This window comes from Gordonia sp. ABKF26 (genome assembly GCF_041103195.1).
GTDB classification, from domain to species: Bacteria; Actinomycetota; Actinomycetes; order Mycobacteriales; family Mycobacteriaceae; genus Gordonia; species Gordonia terrae.
Map to the genome: position 1 here is coordinate 3,855,991 of NZ_JBGCVZ010000003.1, position 17,545 is coordinate 3,873,535.

At 64.3% G+C, this 17,545-nt stretch carries 10 protein-coding genes and 3 rRNA genes; 2 read left to right on the forward strand and 11 right to left on the reverse strand.

What is annotated here, in order from left to right:
* Window positions 1-10: 10 nt before the first annotated feature.
* Both nucS and glsA read right to left on the reverse strand, forming a co-directional pair.
* Window positions 11-694, reverse strand: coding sequence for an endonuclease NucS (nucS, locus tag AB4Z55_RS17820; protein ID WP_004019507.1), 684 nt, complete (start codon window positions 692-694; stop codon window positions 11-13).
* A gap of 67 nt (window positions 695-761) precedes the next feature.
* Window positions 762-2,195, reverse strand: a complete 1,434-nt coding sequence (glsA, locus tag AB4Z55_RS17825) for a glutaminase A (RefSeq protein WP_369520197.1) — start codon at window positions 2,193-2,195, stop codon at window positions 762-764.
* 135 nt (window positions 2,196-2,330) lie between these two features.
* Here glsA and AB4Z55_RS17830 point away from each other — a divergent pair, with 135 nt between their 5' ends.
* Complete coding sequence (locus tag AB4Z55_RS17830; protein WP_354559826.1) at window positions 2,331-3,209, forward strand: universal stress protein; 879 nt, start codon at window positions 2,331-2,333, stop codon at window positions 3,207-3,209.
* A gap of 69 nt (window positions 3,210-3,278) precedes the next feature.
* Here AB4Z55_RS17830 and rrf read toward each other — a convergent pair.
* The 3 genes from rrf to AB4Z55_RS17845 all read right to left on the reverse strand — a co-directional run bounded on the left by rrf (window position 3,279) and on the right by AB4Z55_RS17845 (window position 8,601).
* Window positions 3,279-3,395, reverse strand: a 5S ribosomal RNA gene (gene rrf / locus AB4Z55_RS17835).
* Between the two features lie 113 nt (window positions 3,396-3,508).
* Window positions 3,509-6,642 (reverse strand): 23S ribosomal RNA (locus tag AB4Z55_RS17840).
* A gap of 436 nt (window positions 6,643-7,078) precedes the next feature.
* Window positions 7,079-8,601, reverse strand: a 16S ribosomal RNA gene (locus AB4Z55_RS17845).
* The 16S, 23S and 5S rRNA genes sit together here, the layout of an rRNA operon.
* A gap of 738 nt (window positions 8,602-9,339) precedes the next feature.
* Between AB4Z55_RS17845 and mftM the strand changes: the two genes are divergently transcribed.
* Window positions 9,340-10,203: a mycofactocin oligosaccharide methyltransferase MftM gene (gene mftM / locus AB4Z55_RS17850; protein ID WP_354560320.1), complete on the forward strand. Its 864-nt coding sequence runs from the start codon at window positions 9,340-9,342 to the stop codon at window positions 10,201-10,203.
* Between the two features lie 19 nt (window positions 10,204-10,222).
* Here the strand turns inward: mftM and AB4Z55_RS17855 are convergent, their stop codons facing one another.
* The 6 genes from AB4Z55_RS17855 to mdo all read right to left on the reverse strand — a co-directional run bounded on the left by AB4Z55_RS17855 (window position 10,223) and on the right by mdo (window position 17,524).
* Window positions 10,223-10,879, reverse strand: a complete 657-nt coding sequence (locus tag AB4Z55_RS17855) for a response regulator transcription factor (protein WP_354560318.1) — start codon at window positions 10,877-10,879, stop codon at window positions 10,223-10,225.
* Entirely contained in the window at window positions 10,876-12,255 is a 1,380-nt protein-coding gene (locus tag AB4Z55_RS17860; RefSeq protein WP_354560316.1) for a histidine kinase, read from the reverse strand. The genes AB4Z55_RS17855 and AB4Z55_RS17860 overlap by 4 nt, the downstream gene beginning before the upstream one ends.
* The gene (locus AB4Z55_RS17865) at window positions 12,255-13,430 is read right to left on the reverse strand and encodes an iron-containing alcohol dehydrogenase (RefSeq protein ID WP_004021265.1); all 1,176 of its coding nucleotides are present in this window, start codon (window positions 13,428-13,430) and stop codon (window positions 12,255-12,257) included. The genes AB4Z55_RS17860 and AB4Z55_RS17865 overlap by 1 nt, the downstream gene beginning before the upstream one ends.
* 82 nt (window positions 13,431-13,512) lie before the next feature.
* Entirely contained in the window at window positions 13,513-15,054 is a 1,542-nt protein-coding gene (locus AB4Z55_RS17870) for a VWA domain-containing protein (protein WP_354560314.1), read from the reverse strand.
* Entirely contained in the window at window positions 15,051-16,163 is a 1,113-nt protein-coding gene (locus AB4Z55_RS17875) for a MoxR family ATPase (protein ID WP_248645199.1), read from the reverse strand. The genes AB4Z55_RS17870 and AB4Z55_RS17875 overlap by 4 nt, the downstream gene beginning before the upstream one ends.
* An 89-nt stretch (window positions 16,164-16,252) precedes the next feature.
* Window positions 16,253-17,524 carry an NDMA-dependent methanol dehydrogenase gene (gene mdo / locus AB4Z55_RS17880; protein WP_004021262.1) on the reverse strand — a complete coding sequence of 424 codons (1,272 nt, stop codon included), beginning with the start codon at window positions 17,522-17,524 and terminating at the stop codon, window positions 16,253-16,255.
* Window positions 17,525-17,545: the final 21 nt, after the last annotated feature.

The following is a 17,545-nucleotide window of genomic DNA, read 5'->3' on the forward strand; positions in this document are numbered from 1 at the left end:
AAGCCACTCCTCAGAAGAGCCGGAACTCCGTACTCTCCGCTCCGCGCAGTTCGTCGTAATCCAGCACCACACACCGGATTCCGCGGTCCTCGGCGAGCGTCCGGGCCTGCGGCTTGATCTGTTGCGCGGCGAAGACCCCGGCCACCGGGGCGAGCGTGGTGTCGCGGTTGAGCAGGTCGAGGTACCGCGTCAGCTGCTCGACGCCGTCGATCTCACCGCGTCGCTTGATCTCGACCGCCACCGTGGCACCCGACGCGTCCCGACACAGCAGGTCGACCGGCCCGATCGCGGTCATGTACTCGCGGCGGATGAGGGTGTGACCCGGACCGAGCGTCTCGACGTGCTCGGCGAGCAGTTCCTGCAGATGCGCCTCCACGCCGTCCTTGACGAGACCGGGGTCGACCCCGAGCTCGTGCTGCGAGTCGTGCTCGATCGACGCGATCGTGATGCGGAGTTCCTCACCGGCCTTGTTGGTGACGACCCAGTACGCCTGTGCCTGCGTGCCGTCGGGAACCTGCGCCTCGGTGAGCCAGCACGGCGGACTCATCCAGTTCAGCGGCTTGTAGGCCCGGTCGTCGGCGTGCACGCTCACCGACCCGTCCGACTTGATCAACAGCAACCGTCGAGCCATGGGCAGATGAGCGGTCAGCCGCCCCACGTAATCGACCTGACACTCCGCGATGACGAGACGCACGTGCCCACCCTAGGCCATCCGGACGAGGGTTTCGGTGACCCCCTGTCCGTCGGCCACGGGTCGCTGCTCACCGGTCGTAATAGTGCTTGAGCAAGAACGTCTCGGCGTCGGTGATCGCGTCGCCCATGGTCGAGTGCACGTGCGGTAGCGCCGGATCGAAACCCTGGAGTTCTTGCGGCGCATCGAGATCGGGCAACGCCGTGTCGTTGCGGTGGCGGTCCACACTGGCTCGCACCACCCCGTCGGGGTCGACGAGCATCGCCCGTCGACCGGTCTGGTCTAGCCGCCGCTTCATGCTCAGGACCATGGTGCGGGCGACGGCGTCGATCACCCCGATCCGCGAGATCTCGACGATCACCACGGTGTACTGGTTCATGTCGGCTTCCAGACGGCGATGCACGCTCTCGGCTCCGGCGAAAGTCAGATCACCCTGGAGTTCGTATACCCGTATGGTGTCGCGGCAGGTCCGCAGATAGCTGCGCTCCCGCTCGCTCCACTCCGCTCCCACGGATGTGTCCGAGAGGTCGTAGACCGACCGGATTGTCACCCGGCTCTCCCTGGTCACGTTGAACATGTGCAGTCCGAGATCCTTCGACAACGAACGGCACACCTGGACTCCGCGGACGCTGTTGCCGTGCTCGTCGAGGCGGGGTGAGTACACCCCGATGCCGAGCTGGCCCGGCAGGACCGCGAGGATGCCGCCGCCGACGCCGCTCTTGGCTGGCAGGCCGACTGTGGTGACCCAGTCACCCGCACCGTCGTACATGCCGCAGGTGGTCATGACACTGAGGAGGCGTTGCGCCGTCTCACCGGAGAACACCGAACGGCCGGTACGCGGGTTCACCCCACCGTTGGCGATGGTGGCTCCGATTCCGGCGAGATCGTCGGTGGTCACGCGAATCGAGCACTGCCGGTAGTACAGGTCGAGCGCGGCGTCGGGACTGGTCTCGAGCGCCCCGAAGCTGTCGAGCATGTAGGCGATCGCCCGGTTGCGCGATCCGGTGGCCGACTCCGAGGCATAGACGTCCTCGTCCATCGTCAGTCGTCGACCGGCACACCCGGAGTAGAACTCGAGCACGTCGGCGAACGCCGCCGCCACCGCGGCCTCGTCGACGGCGTCCATCGGCGGCAACAGCATCGACGCCGCGAAGATCGCGCCGGCGTTGATCATCGGGTTCTTCGGCCGGCGCCGGTCGTCGACGCTGATCTCGTTGAACGCCTCCCCCGACGGTTCGACGCCGATTTTCGCGTCCACTGCGACCGCACCGTGCTTCTGCAACGCCATCGCGTACGTGAGCGGCTTCGACACCGCCTGGATGGTGAACGCCGTGGCCGTGTCGCCGTGCGAGTAGGTGTGTCCATCGTGCACACAGAGGGACAGCGCATACCCGTTCGGGTCCACCGCAGACAGTTCCGGGATGTAGTCAGCCACCGCACCCCCATGATCCGATCGGCACTCGTTCATGATGTGGCTGAAATATCCGTCGACGAGGGACTCCATGTCCTCCATCTAAGCGTGTCCCGTGCCACCCCGACACCGCGACGGATCTCCGCCGCGTCGGGTACACCCCGGGGCTCCACCCGATGACTAGGCTGGCGATGACCGGGGACCGAGACACCGACGCTGGGAGTACCCATGAAGTTGCTCGTCGCATACATCGCGACCTCGGGAGGCGACGACGCGGTCGCTCTGGGTGCCTGCCTTGCGCGCACCTTCGACGCCGAACTCGAACTCTGCATCGTCATCCCACCGGAGCCGGAGAGCACCGACCCGTCCGAACAGGTGTCGGTGGAACGCCTCTCCGACGCCCTGGACAGCGCTGCCCGACGCTGGCTCGACGCGGCGGCAGCCAAACTGCCCGACGACATCGAGACCACCACGACGATCGCCGAACATGCCAATCCGGGTGAGGGACTGATCGTGCAGGCCCGACGGACCTCGGCAGACATGCTGGTGATCGGCGGCGCAGGCGGCGGCATCCGCGGACGACACACGCTCGGGACCGTCGTGAACGACATCCTGCACTCGGCACCCGTCCCGGTCGCGGTGGCGCCACCGGGATTCGCTCACCTCGGCGCCGACGAGGTCCGGGAGATCTCGGTTGCGATCGGCAGTCGACCCGGGACCCAGCTGCTGTTCCAGACCGCGCTTCGCAGCGGCGTCCGTGCCCAACGGCCGATCCGCTTGATCTCGCTGGTGGCCGTCGACGACGTGCAACCGTGGCGCACCGAACCCGAGGAACGCGCACTCGACTCCGCTCGGGAACACGCACGACGCAGTCTCGAGGCGGCCAGAGAGCAGCTGCCACAGGACTTTCCGGTCAGCTCCGCGGTGGCCCAAGGATCGACGATCGAAGACGCGGTCGGTTCGCTGGACTGGCAGGACGGTGACGTGGTGATGGTCGGGTCGAGCCGGCTCGCGGCGCCCAGCACCTTGTTCCTCGGAACAACCGCGGCCAAGATCCTCCGGGCGGTGTCCGTGCCGATGATCGTGGTACCCAAGGGCACCGACTGAACCTGGACACTGATCCAGAAATGCACTGTGGCCCCTCACGAATCGTGAGGGGCCACAGTGGGAAATTGTGTTCGGCGGTGTCCTACTCTCCCACACTGATTAGGGTGCAGTACCATTGGCGCTGGAGGGCTTAGCTTCCGGGTTCGGAATGGGGCCGGGCGTTTCCCCTCCGCTATAGCCGCCGTAACTTTGTGAAACACTTTCCACACAACAGTGTTTGTTTGTTGTGTGTTGTTTCAGAAGTACATAGTGGATGCGAACACCACCACAGTCACTTGCGTGGTGATGTTGTGGGTGTTGTTGGTAAGTCCTCGGCCGATTAGTACCAGTCACCTGAACACATTGCTGTGCGTACAGTTCTGGCCTATCAACCCCATGGTCTGTAGGGGGCCTTAACCCCGCTGAGGGGGTGAGAAACCTCATCTTGGAACAGGCTTCCCGCTTAGATGCTTTCAGCGGTTATCCCTTCCGAACGTAGCTAACCAGCAGTGCCCCTGGCGGGACAACTGGCACACCAGAGGTTCGTCCGTCCCGGTCCTCTCGTACTAGGGACAGGTTTCCTCAAGTTTCTTACGCGCGCGGCGGATAGAGACCGAACTGTCTCACGACGTTCTAAACCCAGCTCGCGTGCCGCTTTAATGGGCGAACAGCCCAACCCTTGGGACCTACTCCAGCCCCAGGATGCGACGAGCCGACATCGAGGTGCCAAACCATCCCGTCGATATGGACTCTTGGGGAAGATCAGCCTGTTATCCCCGGGGTACCTTTTATCCGTTGAGCGACACCGCTTCCACTTGCCGGTGCCGGATCACTAGTCCCGACTTTCGTCCCTGCTCGACATGTACGTCTCACAGTCAAGCTCCCTTGTGCACTTACACTCAACACCTGATTGCCAACCAGGCTGAGGGAACCTTTGGGCGCCTCCGTTACCTTTTAGGAGGCAACCGCCCCAGTTAAACTACCCACCAGGCACTGTCCCTGAACCCGATCAGGGTCCGAGGTTAGAAGTCCAATACGATCAGAGTGGTATTTCAACAACGACTCCATGAACACTGGCGTGCCCACTTCACAGTCTCCCACCTATCCTACACAAACCGAACCGAACACCAATACCAAGCTATAGTGAAGGTCCCGGGGTCTTTTCGTCCTGCCGCGCGTAACGAGCATCTTTACTCGTACTGCAATTTCGCCGAGTCTGTGGTTGAGACAGCAGAGAAGTCGTTACGCCATTCGTGCAGGTCGGAACTTACCCGACAAGGAATTTCGCTACCTTAGGATGGTTATAGTTACCACCGCCGTTTACTGGGGCTTAAATTCTCAGCTTCGCCACCGAAATGACTAACCGGTCCTCTTAACCTTCCAGCACCGGGCAGGCGTCAGTCCGTATACATCGTCTTACGACTTCGCACGGACCTGTGTTTTTAGTAAACAGTCGCTTCTCTCTGGTCTCTGCGACCCACACCAGCTCAAGCAGTACATGCCGTCACCAGGATGGGTCCCCCTTCTCCCGAAGTTACGGGGGCATTTTGCCGAGTTCCTTAACCACAGTTCTCTCGATCGCCTTAGTATTCTCTACCTGACCACCTGTGTTGGTTTGGGGTACGGGCCGTGTACCAACTCACTAGAGGCTTTTCTCGGCAGCATAGGATCATGGAATTCACCTCAACGGCTACGCATCACCTCTCAGGCTGCATGAGTGACGGATTTGCCTATCACTCGCCCTACAGGCTTACACCAGTACAACCACTGACTGGCCCCACTACCTTCCTGCGTCACCCCATCGCTTGCCTACTACCAGCCAAGGTCCCATGCATCACCCCAACTCGGCACCCGAAGGTGCTCCCGGGGGATCAGGATGGTTAGTACAACTGATTCAGCATGGGCGCGGATACACGGGTACGGGAATATCAACCCGTTGTCCATCGACTACGCCTGTCGGCCTCGCCTTAGGTCCCGACTCACCCTGGGCGGATTAGCCTGGCCCAGGAACCCTTGGTCATTCGGCGGCAGAGTTTCTCACTCTGCTTTCGCTACTCATGCCTGCATTCTCACTCCCACACCCTCCACACCTGGATCACTCCGGCGCTTCCACGGATGCAGGACGCTCCCCTACCCACCCACACACCTGGCCGACCCTCCGTAGAAGATCGACGGGCTATATGTGAGTGCCGCGGCTTCGGCGGTGTACTTGAGCCCCGCTACATTGTCGGCGCAGGATCACTTGACCAGTGAGCTATTACGCACTCTTTCAAGGGTGGCTGCTTCTAAGCCAACCTCCTGGTTGTCTTCGCGACCCCACATCCTTTTCCACTTAGTACACGCTTAGGGGCCTTAGCCGGCGATCTGGGCTGTTTCCCTCTCGACTACGAACCTTATCGCCCGCAGTCTCACTGCCACACTCTCACTTACCGGCATTCGGAGTTTGGCTGACGTCAGTAACCCTGTGGGGCCCATCGGCCATCCAGTAGCTCTACCTCCAGTAAGAAACATGTGACGCTGCACCTAAATGCATTTCGGGGAGAACCAGCTATCACGGAGTTTGATTGGCCTTTCACCCCTACCCACAACTCATCCCCTCCATTTTCAACTGAAGTGGGTTCGGGCCTCCACGACGTCTTACCGACGCTTCACCCTGGCCATGGGTAGATCACTCCGCTTCGGGTCTAGACCCGGCGACTCAAACGCCCTATTCAGACTCGCTTTCGCTACGGCTACCCCACACGGGTTAACCTCGCCACCGAGCACTAACTCGCAGGCTCATTCTTCAAAAGGCACGCCATCACCCGCAGCCACAAGGACTCACAGGCTTTGACGGATTGTAAGCGTCCGGTTTCAGGTACTATTTCACTCCCCTCCCGGGGTACTTTTCACCTTTCCCTCACGGTACTTGTCCGCTATCGGTCACCAGGAAGTATTCAGGCTTACCGGGTGGTCCCGGCAGATTCACAGCAGATTCCACGAGCCCGCTGCTACTTGGGGACACCGTCACGCAAGACCATGTGTTTTCAGCTACCGGACTCTCACCGACTACGGCAGACCATTCCAGGCCACTTCACCTAACACATGATTTTCTCACTCACGCTTCCACAGGCAGATGGAAGAAGACGAACCCCACAACCCCACACGCACAACCCCTACCCGGTATCACATGCGCATGGTTTAGCCTCCTCCGCTTTCGCTCGCCACTACTCACGGAATCACAATTGTTTTCTCTTCCTATGGGTACTGAGATGTTTCACTTCCCCACGTTCCCCCCACACAGCCTATACATTCAGCTGGTGGTAACACGACATCACTCGTGCTGGGTTTCCCCATTCGGACACCCTCGGATCACAGCTCGTTTGACAACTCCCCGAGGACTATCGCGGCCTACCACGTCCTTCATCGGCTCCTGGTACCAAGGCATCCACCGAACGCCCTTACACACTTACAACAACACCTACAAACAACCCCCACAACCACAACCCCACAACAGGGCCGCACCGCGAGGACCGAATGTAGACATCACACACTACATTTTTCTGCTAAATCACAGACCAACAAAAAAGTTGATTTGAAATAAAGATGCTCGCATCCACTATGCACTTCTCAAACAACACACACCGTTCCACCGCACACACCTCCGCATCCCATCACAGGACACCTCACCGGCATGACTGATCGAACAGCAAGGTCAGAGACAACACTCGCGTGTTCCCTCAGAACCCCGATAGCGTGACAATGAACCCGCCGGCCCTCACAGGCACGGCCGTAACCCCCGACCCTCCCACACGTGTGGAAGCGGTGAGTCTGTCTGATGTTTCACCCTCGAACACACACCCACCGCAACACAAACGGTCACGTAGAAGGTGTTGTTGTGTGCTCCTTAGAAAGGAGGTGATCCAGCCGCACCTTCCGGTACGGCTACCTTGTTACGACTTCGTCCCAATCGCCGATCCCACCTTCGACAGCTCCCTCCCACAAGGGGTTAGGCCACCGGCTTCGGGTGTTACCGACTTTCATGACGTGACGGGCGGTGTGTACAAGGCCCGGGAACGTATTCACCGCAGCGTTGCTGATCTGCGATTACTAGCGACTCCGACTTCATGGGGTCGAGTTGCAGACCCCAATCCGAACTGAGACTGGCTTTAAGGGATTCGCTCCACCTCACGGTATCGCAGCCCTCTGTACCAGCCATTGTAGCATGTGTGAAGCCCTGGACATAAGGGGCATGATGACTTGACGTCATCCCCACCTTCCTCCGAGTTGACCCCGGCAGTCTCCTGCAAGTCCCCGGCATAACCCGCTGGCAATACAGGACAAGGGTTGCGCTCGTTGCGGGACTTAACCCAACATCTCACGACACGAGCTGACGACAGCCATGCACCACCTGTACACCAACCACAAGGGAACGACTATCTCTAGCCGCGTCTGGTGTATGTCAAACCCAGGTAAGGTTCTTCGCGTTGCATCGAATTAATCCACATGCTCCGCCGCTTGTGCGGGCCCCCGTCAATTCCTTTGAGTTTTAGCCTTGCGGCCGTACTCCCCAGGCGGGGTACTTAATGCGTTAGCTACGGCACGGATCCCGTGAAAAGGAACCCACACCTAGTACCCACCGTTTACGGCGTGGACTACCAGGGTATCTAATCCTGTTCGCTACCCACGCTTTCGCTCCTCAGCGTCAGTTACTACCCAGAGACCCGCCTTCGCCACCGGTGTTCCTCCTGATATCTGCGCATTTCACCGCTACACCAGGAATTCCAGTCTCCCCTGTAGTACTCAAGTCTGCCCGTATCGCCTGCACGCCTGCAATTGAGTTGCAGAATTTCACAGACGACGCGACAAACCGCCTACGAGCTCTTTACGCCCAGTAATTCCGGACAACGCTCGCACCCTACGTATTACCGCGGCTGCTGGCACGTAGTTGGCCGGTGCTTCTTCTCCAGGTACCGTCACTCACGCTTCGTCCCTGGTGAAAGAGGTTTACAACCCGAAGGCCGTCATCCCTCACGCGGCGTCGCTGCATCAGGCTTGCGCCCATTGTGCAATATTCCCCACTGCTGCCTCCCGTAGGAGTCTGGGCCGTGTCTCAGTCCCAGTGTGGCCGATCACCCTCTCAGGTCGGCTACCCGTCGTCGCCTTGGTAGGCCATTACCCCACCAACAAGCTGATAGGCCGCGGGCCCATCCCACACCGCAAAAGCTTTCCACCAACCACCATGCGACAGTTGGTCATATCCGGTATTAGACCCAGTTTCCCAGGCTTATCCCAGAGTGCAGGGCAGATCACCCACGTGTTACTCACCCGTTCGCCACTCGAGTACCCAGCAAGCTGGGCCTTTCCGTTCGACTTGCATGTGTTAAGCACGCCGCCAGCGTTCGTCCTGAGCCAGGATCAAACTCTCCATGAAAAAACAGTGAAACAAAACCAACCCCCAAAAAGAGCCGGCGTTTCAACACAAATCAGGAAAGCACAACCTGACCAAAATAAACCTAGCAGTATGTGACACCCAGACGGGGCCGAGCGCCACACAAAAAAACAAACATCAACATCCACAAAAGATGCTCGATGCCATCACATTGGCATCAGACAATTCATCATCACACTATCGAGTTCTCAAAGAACACACACCCACCAGCTACCCACCCCTTCACAGGGCCCTCACCAGCAGACTTGCATGTCAACCAACCAAGCCACCCCGTCTCCGGGGCAACTCTTCCAGCCTACCAGACCCAAACCGCAGTCCGCAACTCCGAAAAACTTCGGACTCAAGGAACCTGGCAACCCTCACCATCCTACCCGAGACACAAACAGTCCCAACCAGAACAAACAAGGGGCGGCCAACGAAAAACCCGGTCTCCACTCCCCGCCATCAGACCCTCTCAGGCCCTCCGGGGCGGCGCCGTGGCTCGCTGACTTGAAGAAAGTTACGCAACGGGATCGCCGGGGTCAAATCGCCTGTTCGCCGCCCGTCGTACTCGCCATCCGTGCAGGTCACAGCTCATCGGTCGGCGCCGAAATGCGCTGCCGCGCGGACAAACCGACGAATCACAGCGATGTGACGTGCGTCGCAAACCATCCTTTTGGTCAGGTCATCACCCCCTCTCGGGCAGTTATGCGCAGGTCAGGACGCTCTTACCGTCGACACATGACCGCGATCGATCTGGCAACGACCCCCACCACCACGTCTGTCGACGCGTCGCCGGCACTCCGACCCCCACCGCGTGTTCGCCGATCTCCGCTTGTCCCCTCGGGCTTCACACGTTGTGGTCTCCTCTCCTGGCGTCGGCAGGCAGGAATCCTGCACATCGCCCATCCCTTCGACGAACGCAGCATCTCCGATGCGGTGGTGGTCGACGGACTCGTGGCTCTCGTCGAAGCCGGGCTGCTGGCCGGCCAGGAGCAGTTCGAGTCGGCGGCGATGGGCATCATCCGCACCTCGGCGGCCACGTCCGACGATGCCTGGTCGGCCTTCTACGACAACTCGCTGCGCGAACTGCGTACGGGCGCATCGGCATTCGCGCCAGTGCACGAGCGTGCGCGCAGGCTCATCTCCGGCCGGACCGTCCTCGAGGTCGGATCGTGCTTCGGCTTCTTCGCCCTCGCGTGCGCTGTGGACGGCCTCCGGGTCTCCGCCTGCGACATCTCACCCGGAGCGGTGTCGCTGCTCTCCCGCGCTGCGCGCCGGCGCGGTCTGCCCGTCGCCGCGTCGGTCGGGAACGCGACCGCCCTCCCCTACGCCGACCAGTCGGCCGACACCGTCACCCTCATCCATCTACTCGAGCACCTCGACCCTGCAGGCGCGCACACCGCGATCGGCGAAGCGCTGCGGGTCGCCCGCCGACGCGTGATCATCGGTGTGCCGTTCGAGGACGAACCGAGTCCGCACTTCGGCCACCTGGTCCGACTCACCGAAGACGACCTGTACGACTGGGCACGCGCGGTCCCGCACGCCGAGGCCGAGGTCGTCGTCGATCACGGCGGCTGGCTCGTCCTCACCCCCGCACACTGACCCCGAACGGGGCACCGCCTCAGATCAGCCCGCGCTTGCTGGCGATGTACACCGCATCGGTCCGCTTGGACACACCTAGCTTGCGAATGATGTTGCGGATGTGGAACTTCACGGTCGACTCCGAGATGTAGAGCGTCTCGCCGATCCGCTTGTTGGACAGTCCGTCGGCGAGCAGCCGGAGCACCTCACGCTCCCGGTCACTGAGTGCCTCGGACGGCTCGTTCTCGCCTGACACCGCACGCAACACGACTGCCGCGCTGCGTGGGTCGAACGCGCTGCCGCCGCCGGACACGGCCTGGATCGCGCGCACGAGTTCGGTCGTGTCGACGTCCTTGACCACGTACCCCCGGGCTCCCGCCCGCACGGCGCGCACCACCAGGTCATCGTCGAGGAACGTCGTGAGCACCAACGCCGCGACCTCCGGGTGGCGCTGCGCGATCTCCTTGATGAGACGCAGGCCCTCGTACTCGGTGCCGGCGGACAGCTTGAGGTCGACGACCACGACATCAGGACGGTGCGCGTTCACCTCGGCGAGCGCGGCGTCGGCCGAACCCGCCTCCCCGACCACGTCGACCACGTCTTCGCGCTCCAGCAGCGACCGCATGCCCTGGCGCAGCAGAGCGTGGTCGTCGACGAGCAGTGTGCGGATGGGACGTCTGATGGCGTTGCCGCTCAACCGAACTCCTTTGTTTCGAGCCGACCGTCGGCGTTGGCGGTGCTCACCGTGTCGAACGGGAGCGTTACGGCGACCCGGATCCCGCCGATGCGCGACCGGCGGATCCGGAGCTCGCCCCCGAGTTCGGCGGCGCGATACGACATGTTCGCGAGGCCGCGGTGCCGACCGGCCGTGAGATCGCCGAGCGACGCGGTGCGCATCACCCGGCGCAGATGCTCGGGGTCGCCGACGCCGTCGTCGTCGACCGACAGTCCGACGGTGCCCGCCGAATAGGTGAGCGTCACGGTGACCTGGTGGGCGCGGGCATGGACGGCGGCGTTGAACAGCGCCTCGCCGGCGATCCGCAGGAGGGCGTGCTGCACCTCGTCGGCGAGCTCACGCGACCGGCCCCGAACGTGGACGGCCGTCCGCAGGTCCGGGGGCATGTGCAGCGAGCACAGTTCGGTCAGGACGTCGCGGACACTCGGCGACGGTGCGTTCGTCGCGTTGTTGAGCGCGTAGATGAACGACCGCAATTGTTCGACGGCCTCCTTGGTCAGCCGGCCGGCCATCTCCAGGCGATCGAGCGCGGGGCCCTCGACGAGGTCGCGGCACAGTTCGATCTGCACGCCTGCCGACAGCACCGACTGGGTCACCGAGTCGTGGAGTTCCCGGGCGATCCGGGCGCGCTCCTCGTTGAGCACGGTCGCCCGCATCGCGGCCGACAGCTCCCGCTGGGTGCGCTCCAGTTCGGTGTTGCGCTTCGCCAGTTCCGTTGCGTGGCGGTCGGTCTCGGAGAACAGCTCGGCGTTGAGCAATGCGACGATCGCCTGGCTGGCCAGGATGCGCAGGACGACCAGGTCGGTGGGGTCGACCAGTCGACCGACCGGTGTCCAGGCCGACAGTCCCCCGACGACGCTGCCATCGAGTTCGACCGGCACGTGAACGTGGTCCTCCTGCAGGATCGCGCCGTGCAGGACGGTCTCGTGCCCGCGCAGGATGTCGTTGAGCCGGTTCAGTACCTCGTCGGGCAGGTCGTCGGGGGCGGCGGCCCGTTCGGATCCTTCGAAGGCGTAGAGCCGGCCGCTGCCCGCGCTGATGAGGTGACGCGGGGCCGATTGTTCCAGCCGCCCGTCCGCGAGCGCGAAGACGACCCAGTCCGCGCCGAGGTGGTCGCGGGCTGCCTCGACCACCGCGATGACCAGCGCTTCGGGGCCTTCGGCTGTGCGGACGAGAGCGCGCGAGATCCGCTCGAGCGCACCGACCACGCGGCTCAGCCGCGCCTCGACGCCGCGAAGCGCCGCGTAGTGACTCCCCTTGACACTGCGGAGTCCGACCAGGCTGTCGAGGTCGGCCTGTTCCGGAAGAGCGCTCCGCTCGGGTGACGGACCGGTCATCAGAGCGCTTCGGCGTAGAGGTCCCGGATGCCCGCGGCCTGCGGTCGCCGCGGGTTGGTGGTCATGCACGAATCGGCCAGCGCGTGGGTGGTGAGGCGGTCGAGGTCGGTGGTGCGCACGCCCAGCGGTTCGAGCGATGCCGGCATGCCCACCCGGGCGCCGAGCGCGGCGACGGCGTCGGCGAGCCGGTCGGCGACGGTCCGGGCGTCGCCGGAGGTCTCGACCCCGATGGCGTCGGCCAGGTCGACGAATCCGTCCGCACACACGTGGGCGTTGTACCGGATCACGTGCGGCAGCAGGACGGCGTTGATCGCACCGTGCGGGGCGTCGCAGTGCCCGCCGACCGGGTGACTCATCGCGTGGGTCGCGCCGAGGATCGCATTGGTGAACGCCATCCCGGCACGCAGCGCGGCCAGCGACATCTCCTCGGCCGCCACTGCGTCCCGCGGGTCGTCGACGAGCCGCTCGAGATGCGTCCATACCCCGCGGATCGATTCCAGCGCAAGCGAATCCGTGAGACGTCCATGTGCGAGCGAGACATAGGCCTCGACGCAGTGGGTCAGCACGTCCATCCCGACCTGAGCGGTGACCTCGGCCGGGGCGGTCATCAGCAGGGTCGGGTCGCTCACCGTCACGTCCGGCACGAGCGACCGCCCGATGATGGTCACCTTCGTGCGCCGCTCGGCGTCGTTGATGATGCAGAACTGGGAGACGTCCGCGCCGCTGCCGGCCGTTGTCGGCACCGCGATGAGCGGCGGGAGTGGGCGCCGGGCGCGGTCGATTCCCTCGTATTCGAGGATGTGACCCCCGTTGGCGGCCAGCACGGCCACCCCTTTGGCGGCGTCGATCACCGAGCCTCCGCCCAGGGCGACGAGTCCGTCGGCGTCGTGCGCCTTGTACGCGAGAAACGCGGCCGCGACCTCGCCGGACCGCGGGTTGGGCGACACATCCAGGTAGGAGGCCGCATCGAGGCCGCCGGCCCGCAGCCCGGCAATCAGCTGCGCGTACCAGGGTGTGCGTTCCAGACAGCGGTCGCTGACCACGAACGGCCGGCGCATCCCGAGTCCCGCCGTCGCGACCGGCACCTCCCCGAACGCGCCCGGTCCCAGGACGATCTCCGGCGTGTGGAACTTGGCGACCTGGCCCGATGTCCGCCGGCGCGCATCACCCAGCATCCGACCTGCCTCTCGTCCTCTGCCCCGATCACAACCACCACACCGACCGTCCCGGCTCACCGGTACCCCGACGCTACCCACCTCATCTGAGCGCCGCACCCAACTCGTCGCAGCGCGCGAGCATCTCGGCACCGTCTCGAACGCTGACGACACCACTGCAGTGTTCGGCGTAGTCGGCCATCGCGCAGCCGGATTGCGACCAGTACCGTTCGGGTTCCGGTGTGATCCAGGCGATCCGATGCGACCGGCGGCCGACCTCGGCGACGAGGTCGACACGTGGGTCGAGTCCGTTGCTGCGCGCGTCCCCGACGACGAGCACCGACGTCCGCCTGCTGATCAGGTCCCCGAAATCGCCCAGCAACTCGCCGAACATCCGCCCGTAGTCGCTCGTCGCGGCGAGATTTAGACCGTCGGCGGCGAGCACCGCCGCGAGAGCCGAGTCGGCCGCCGCGGTCCGCAGGGCGGTCGTGACGCGCACCGGCCGATCGACGAACGCGACGACCTCACATCGGTCGCCGAAGCGGTGCAGTGTCTGTGCCAGACGCAGGATGAACCCGGTGACCGGGCGGACCGACAGCGAGACGTCGACGAGTACCAGCATCCGGACCGGACCGGGCCGCCTGCGGCGCCGCCACAGTTCGGCGGGCACGCCGTCGGTCGCGACCGCCGCGCGCATGGTCGCGCGGATGTCGAGGGCGCCGCGGTCGACCGGGCGGACCACCCGGCGCGGTGCGCCGCGCATGCGCTGGATCAGCCGGTGGCAGGCGCGATCGATCACGGCCTGGTCGACGTACCCCTCGGCCGGCCGGTCGGACCCGGACACCGCCTCGACGCCGCCGTCGGCGTCCAGCCGGGCAACCAGCGCATCGACAAAGGCACCGAGTGCGCGTTCGAGTTCGGCCCGCCGGGCCTCGCCGAGATCCTCGTTGCCGTCGGCGCCGTATGCCTTGCGCGGATCGTAGGCGTCGAGCGCAGCGAGGATGGCGTGGGCGCCGGTCAGCCCGAGCGGCCGGCTCGAGACCCGGGCCGCCGATCCGGTCAGCTCGCCGACGGTCGCCGAGTCGGCGATGTCGACCTCGACCGTGTACGTCACTCCCCCACCGGTCGTGCCGCCGTCCGGGTCGACGCCGAGCTGTTCGGCGCCGGCCGACACGCTGAAGTCGTTCTCCTCCCGGTGAGCGCTCTCGGCGTCACGGTGCGCGGCATCGGGATCATCGGCCATCAAGTGGCCGATCTCATCGGTGTGTTCGTCGGCCCCTATCTGGCGGGCAGCGCCCTCGAACTCGTCGTCCCAGACCACGTCGTCGGGCAGATCAGCCGCGACGCCACGGACCCGGGGAAGGTCGTCCTCATCCGGCTGATCGGGGTCGGCGCCGAGGAAGAACAGTGCGAAGGCACGCTCGAAACCCGCTGTCTCATAACCGTATTTCACGCACACGCTCTGTAGCGCCGCACGCAGGACCACCGGCTCGGCGGCACCGACCATCGACAGGGTCCGGCGGATCTCGATGACCTCGGCGGGCGAGGCCGCGACCCCCGAGCTCCGCAGGACCCGTCCGAACGTGACCGCGAGCAGGTCGAGCGGGTCGGCACGCCTCGACGCGACGACCGACATCGGGGTCATCGGCCCGGGCGGCTACCCGCACTGCGGGCACGCCCGGCACCGAACGCACGGGCGGTCACCGACCCGCCGGGCGTCGTCCCGTCGACCCCGACGGGTGACCCGACCGCCGTTGACCCACCGGAGTCGGCGCCGGCGGACAGTGCGCGCCGGGCGATCTCACCGTCGGAGCCGAACTTCACGAGCAGGGCGAGCAGAGCACCGTGGTCATCCGCGCCGATCGGTCTTCCCGGTTGCCCGTCGCGTGCGCCGAGGTAGGAGGCGGCTCGCGCCGCGTCGATCACCTCTGCGATGGACGGACTCTTGCGCAACGGGAGGTCCCGGAGACGACGCGCGAGATCGACCACCTCACCGATGATCGCTTCCTCGACGTCGGGCGCACGGACCGCGACGATGTCCCGCTCGGTCTGCGGGTCCGGGTAGTCGACCTGGAAGTGCAGGCAGCGACGCTTGAGCGCCGGCGAGAGTTCGCGGGTGTCGTTGGAGGTCAGGATGACCCACGGCGACGATCGGGCGGTGAACGTCCCGAGTTCGGGGACGGTCACCTGACGCTCGGCGAGGACCTCGAGCATGACCGCCTCCATCGCCTCGTCGGTGCGGTCGATCTCGTCGACGAGCAGGACCGTCGGCGACGGCGACGTGATGGCCGCCATCAGCGGCCGGGCCACCAGGAAGTCCTCGGTGTAGACGCCGACCTCGGCGCGCGCCAGCGCCGAACTGGCGGCCGAGAGGGTCGTCTCGGCAGCGAGTTCGACACTGATCCGATCGCGCAGCATCTGCACATGGAGAAGCTGTCGCGCGTAATCCCATTCGTACAGGGCGCGCGACTCGTCGAGACCCTCATAACACTGCAGCCGGACGAGCTCGCGCCCCGACGCCGCCGCCAGCGCTTTCGCCAGCTCCGTCTTGCCGACCCCGGCCGGCCCCTCCAGCAGGAGGGGCCGGTCGAGGAGTGTCGCGAGATGGACGACGACCGCCAGTTCCGGACCGATCAGGTAGCCCTGCCCACCCAGCGCGTCGGTCAGCTCCTCCACGGACGGGAAGGAACGGCTGTCCGGGGTGTCCCGGGTGATGTCCTCGGGCGTTTCCCGAGGTGCGCAGACGTGCGTCATCGGATGTCGGACTCCTTGTCGGCCTGTGGCTCTCGGATCGGGCGGGTTCGGATCAGGCGGGTTCGGATCAGGCGGGCGGGCAGGACGGATCAGTAGCTGCCGGTGAAGGCGTGCGCCACCATCGGGATCAGCGATTCGACGGTGCTCTCACGCGGGTTGCCCGGCGTGCACCAGTCGTCCATCATGTGCTCGGCGATCGCGCGGATCTGCTTGTCCGAGGTGTCCATGGTCTCGCCGCGGCCCTCGTACTTGCCGGTGTTCATGCGGTTCTTGTCGTAGCTGCTCGTCGACAGTTGACCGAAGTTGTCCGGGATACCGAGGTCCTTGCCCAGGCGGATGGCCTCCTCGACGGCGGCGTCGGCGGCCTGGACCGTCGTCATCTTCGACGTGTCGACACCGAGCAGCGCGGCGATCTCGGCGTAACGCTCGTAGCGAGACGGCAGGTTGTACTCCCAGACGCGGGGCAGGGCGATGGCGTTGTTCAGCCCGTGATGGCTGTCGTAGAACGCGCTCACCGCATGCGACAGCGAGTGCACGAGACCGAGACCGCCGGAGTTGAACGCCTGCGCGGAGATGTACTGCGCGTACATCATCCCGGTGCGGGCCGCCAGGTTCCGCGGGTCGTACACGGCGGTGCGCAGATGGTCGCGGATCAGCTCGATCGAGTACTTGGCATTGCCCAGTGACGGTGCGAAGTCCAGACGCGAGACGTACGGCTCGCTCGCGTGGGCAAGCACGTCGAAGCCACAGAACGCGGTGAAGTGTTCGGGGCACGTGTAGTAGAGCAGCGGGTCGTCCATCGCCAGGTCGACGAGACACGTGTCGTCGAACGCCACCCACTTGTGCGGCTTGTTCATGTCCGAGGTGTCGGTGATGACGTACGCCCAGGAGGTCTCCGACCCCGTGCCGGCCGTGGTCGAGACCGCGATGTGCTTGGGGTTCTCCTTGTTGGTGGCCTTGGAGAAGCCCTCGAACTCGTTGATGTTGCGGCCGTCGTGCGCGATGACCATGCGGGCGCCCTTGGCGGCATCATGACTGGACCCGCCGCCCACCGAGATGATGCCGTCGCACTTCTCCGACTGGTAGAGGGCCGCGGCGTCCATGCAGTTGTAGTCCTTGGGGTTGGACTCCACCTGGTCGTAGAGGACGACGTCGACGCCTTGGTACTCGATCTTGCCGATCAGTTCCTCGATGATCCCGGAACCGCGCAACCCCGTGGTCATCAGCAGTGCGCGGGTCATGCCCAGATCCTTGGCCTCGACACCGAGCATGTCGTGCGCGCCGACACCCAGCTTCGCCTTCGGGAACGGGTGGAACTCCTTGATCGGGAAGTCCCAGATCTGGTTCAGCTCAATGGCCATGGTGGTGAACTCCTTGTGACG

Excerpts from the sequence above, each read along its gene's own strand:
- glsA (WP_369520197.1), bottom strand. The coding sequence starts at position 2,195 with ATGGAGTCCCTCGTCGACGGATATTTCAGCCACATCATGAACGAGTGC.
- AB4Z55_RS17830 (WP_354559826.1), top strand. The coding sequence starts at position 2,331 with ATGAAGTTGCTCGTCGCATACATCGCGACCTCGGGAGGCGACGACGCG.
- mftM (WP_354560320.1), top strand. The coding sequence starts at position 9,340 with ATGACCGCGATCGATCTGGCAACGACCCCCACCACCACGTCTGTCGAC.
- AB4Z55_RS17860 (WP_354560316.1), bottom strand. The coding sequence starts at position 12,255 with ATGACCGGTCCGTCACCCGAGCGGAGCGCTCTTCCGGAACAGGCCGAC.
- AB4Z55_RS17865 (WP_004021265.1), bottom strand. The coding sequence starts at position 13,430 with ATGCTGGGTGATGCGCGCCGGCGGACATCGGGCCAGGTCGCCAAGTTC.
- AB4Z55_RS17870 (WP_354560314.1), bottom strand. The coding sequence starts at position 15,054 with ATGACCCCGATGTCGGTCGTCGCGTCGAGGCGTGCCGACCCGCTCGAC.
- AB4Z55_RS17875 (WP_248645199.1), bottom strand. The coding sequence starts at position 16,163 with ATGACGCACGTCTGCGCACCTCGGGAAACGCCCGAGGACATCACCCGG.
- mdo (WP_004021262.1), bottom strand. The coding sequence starts at position 17,524 with ATGGCCATTGAGCTGAACCAGATCTGGGACTTCCCGATCAAGGAGTTC.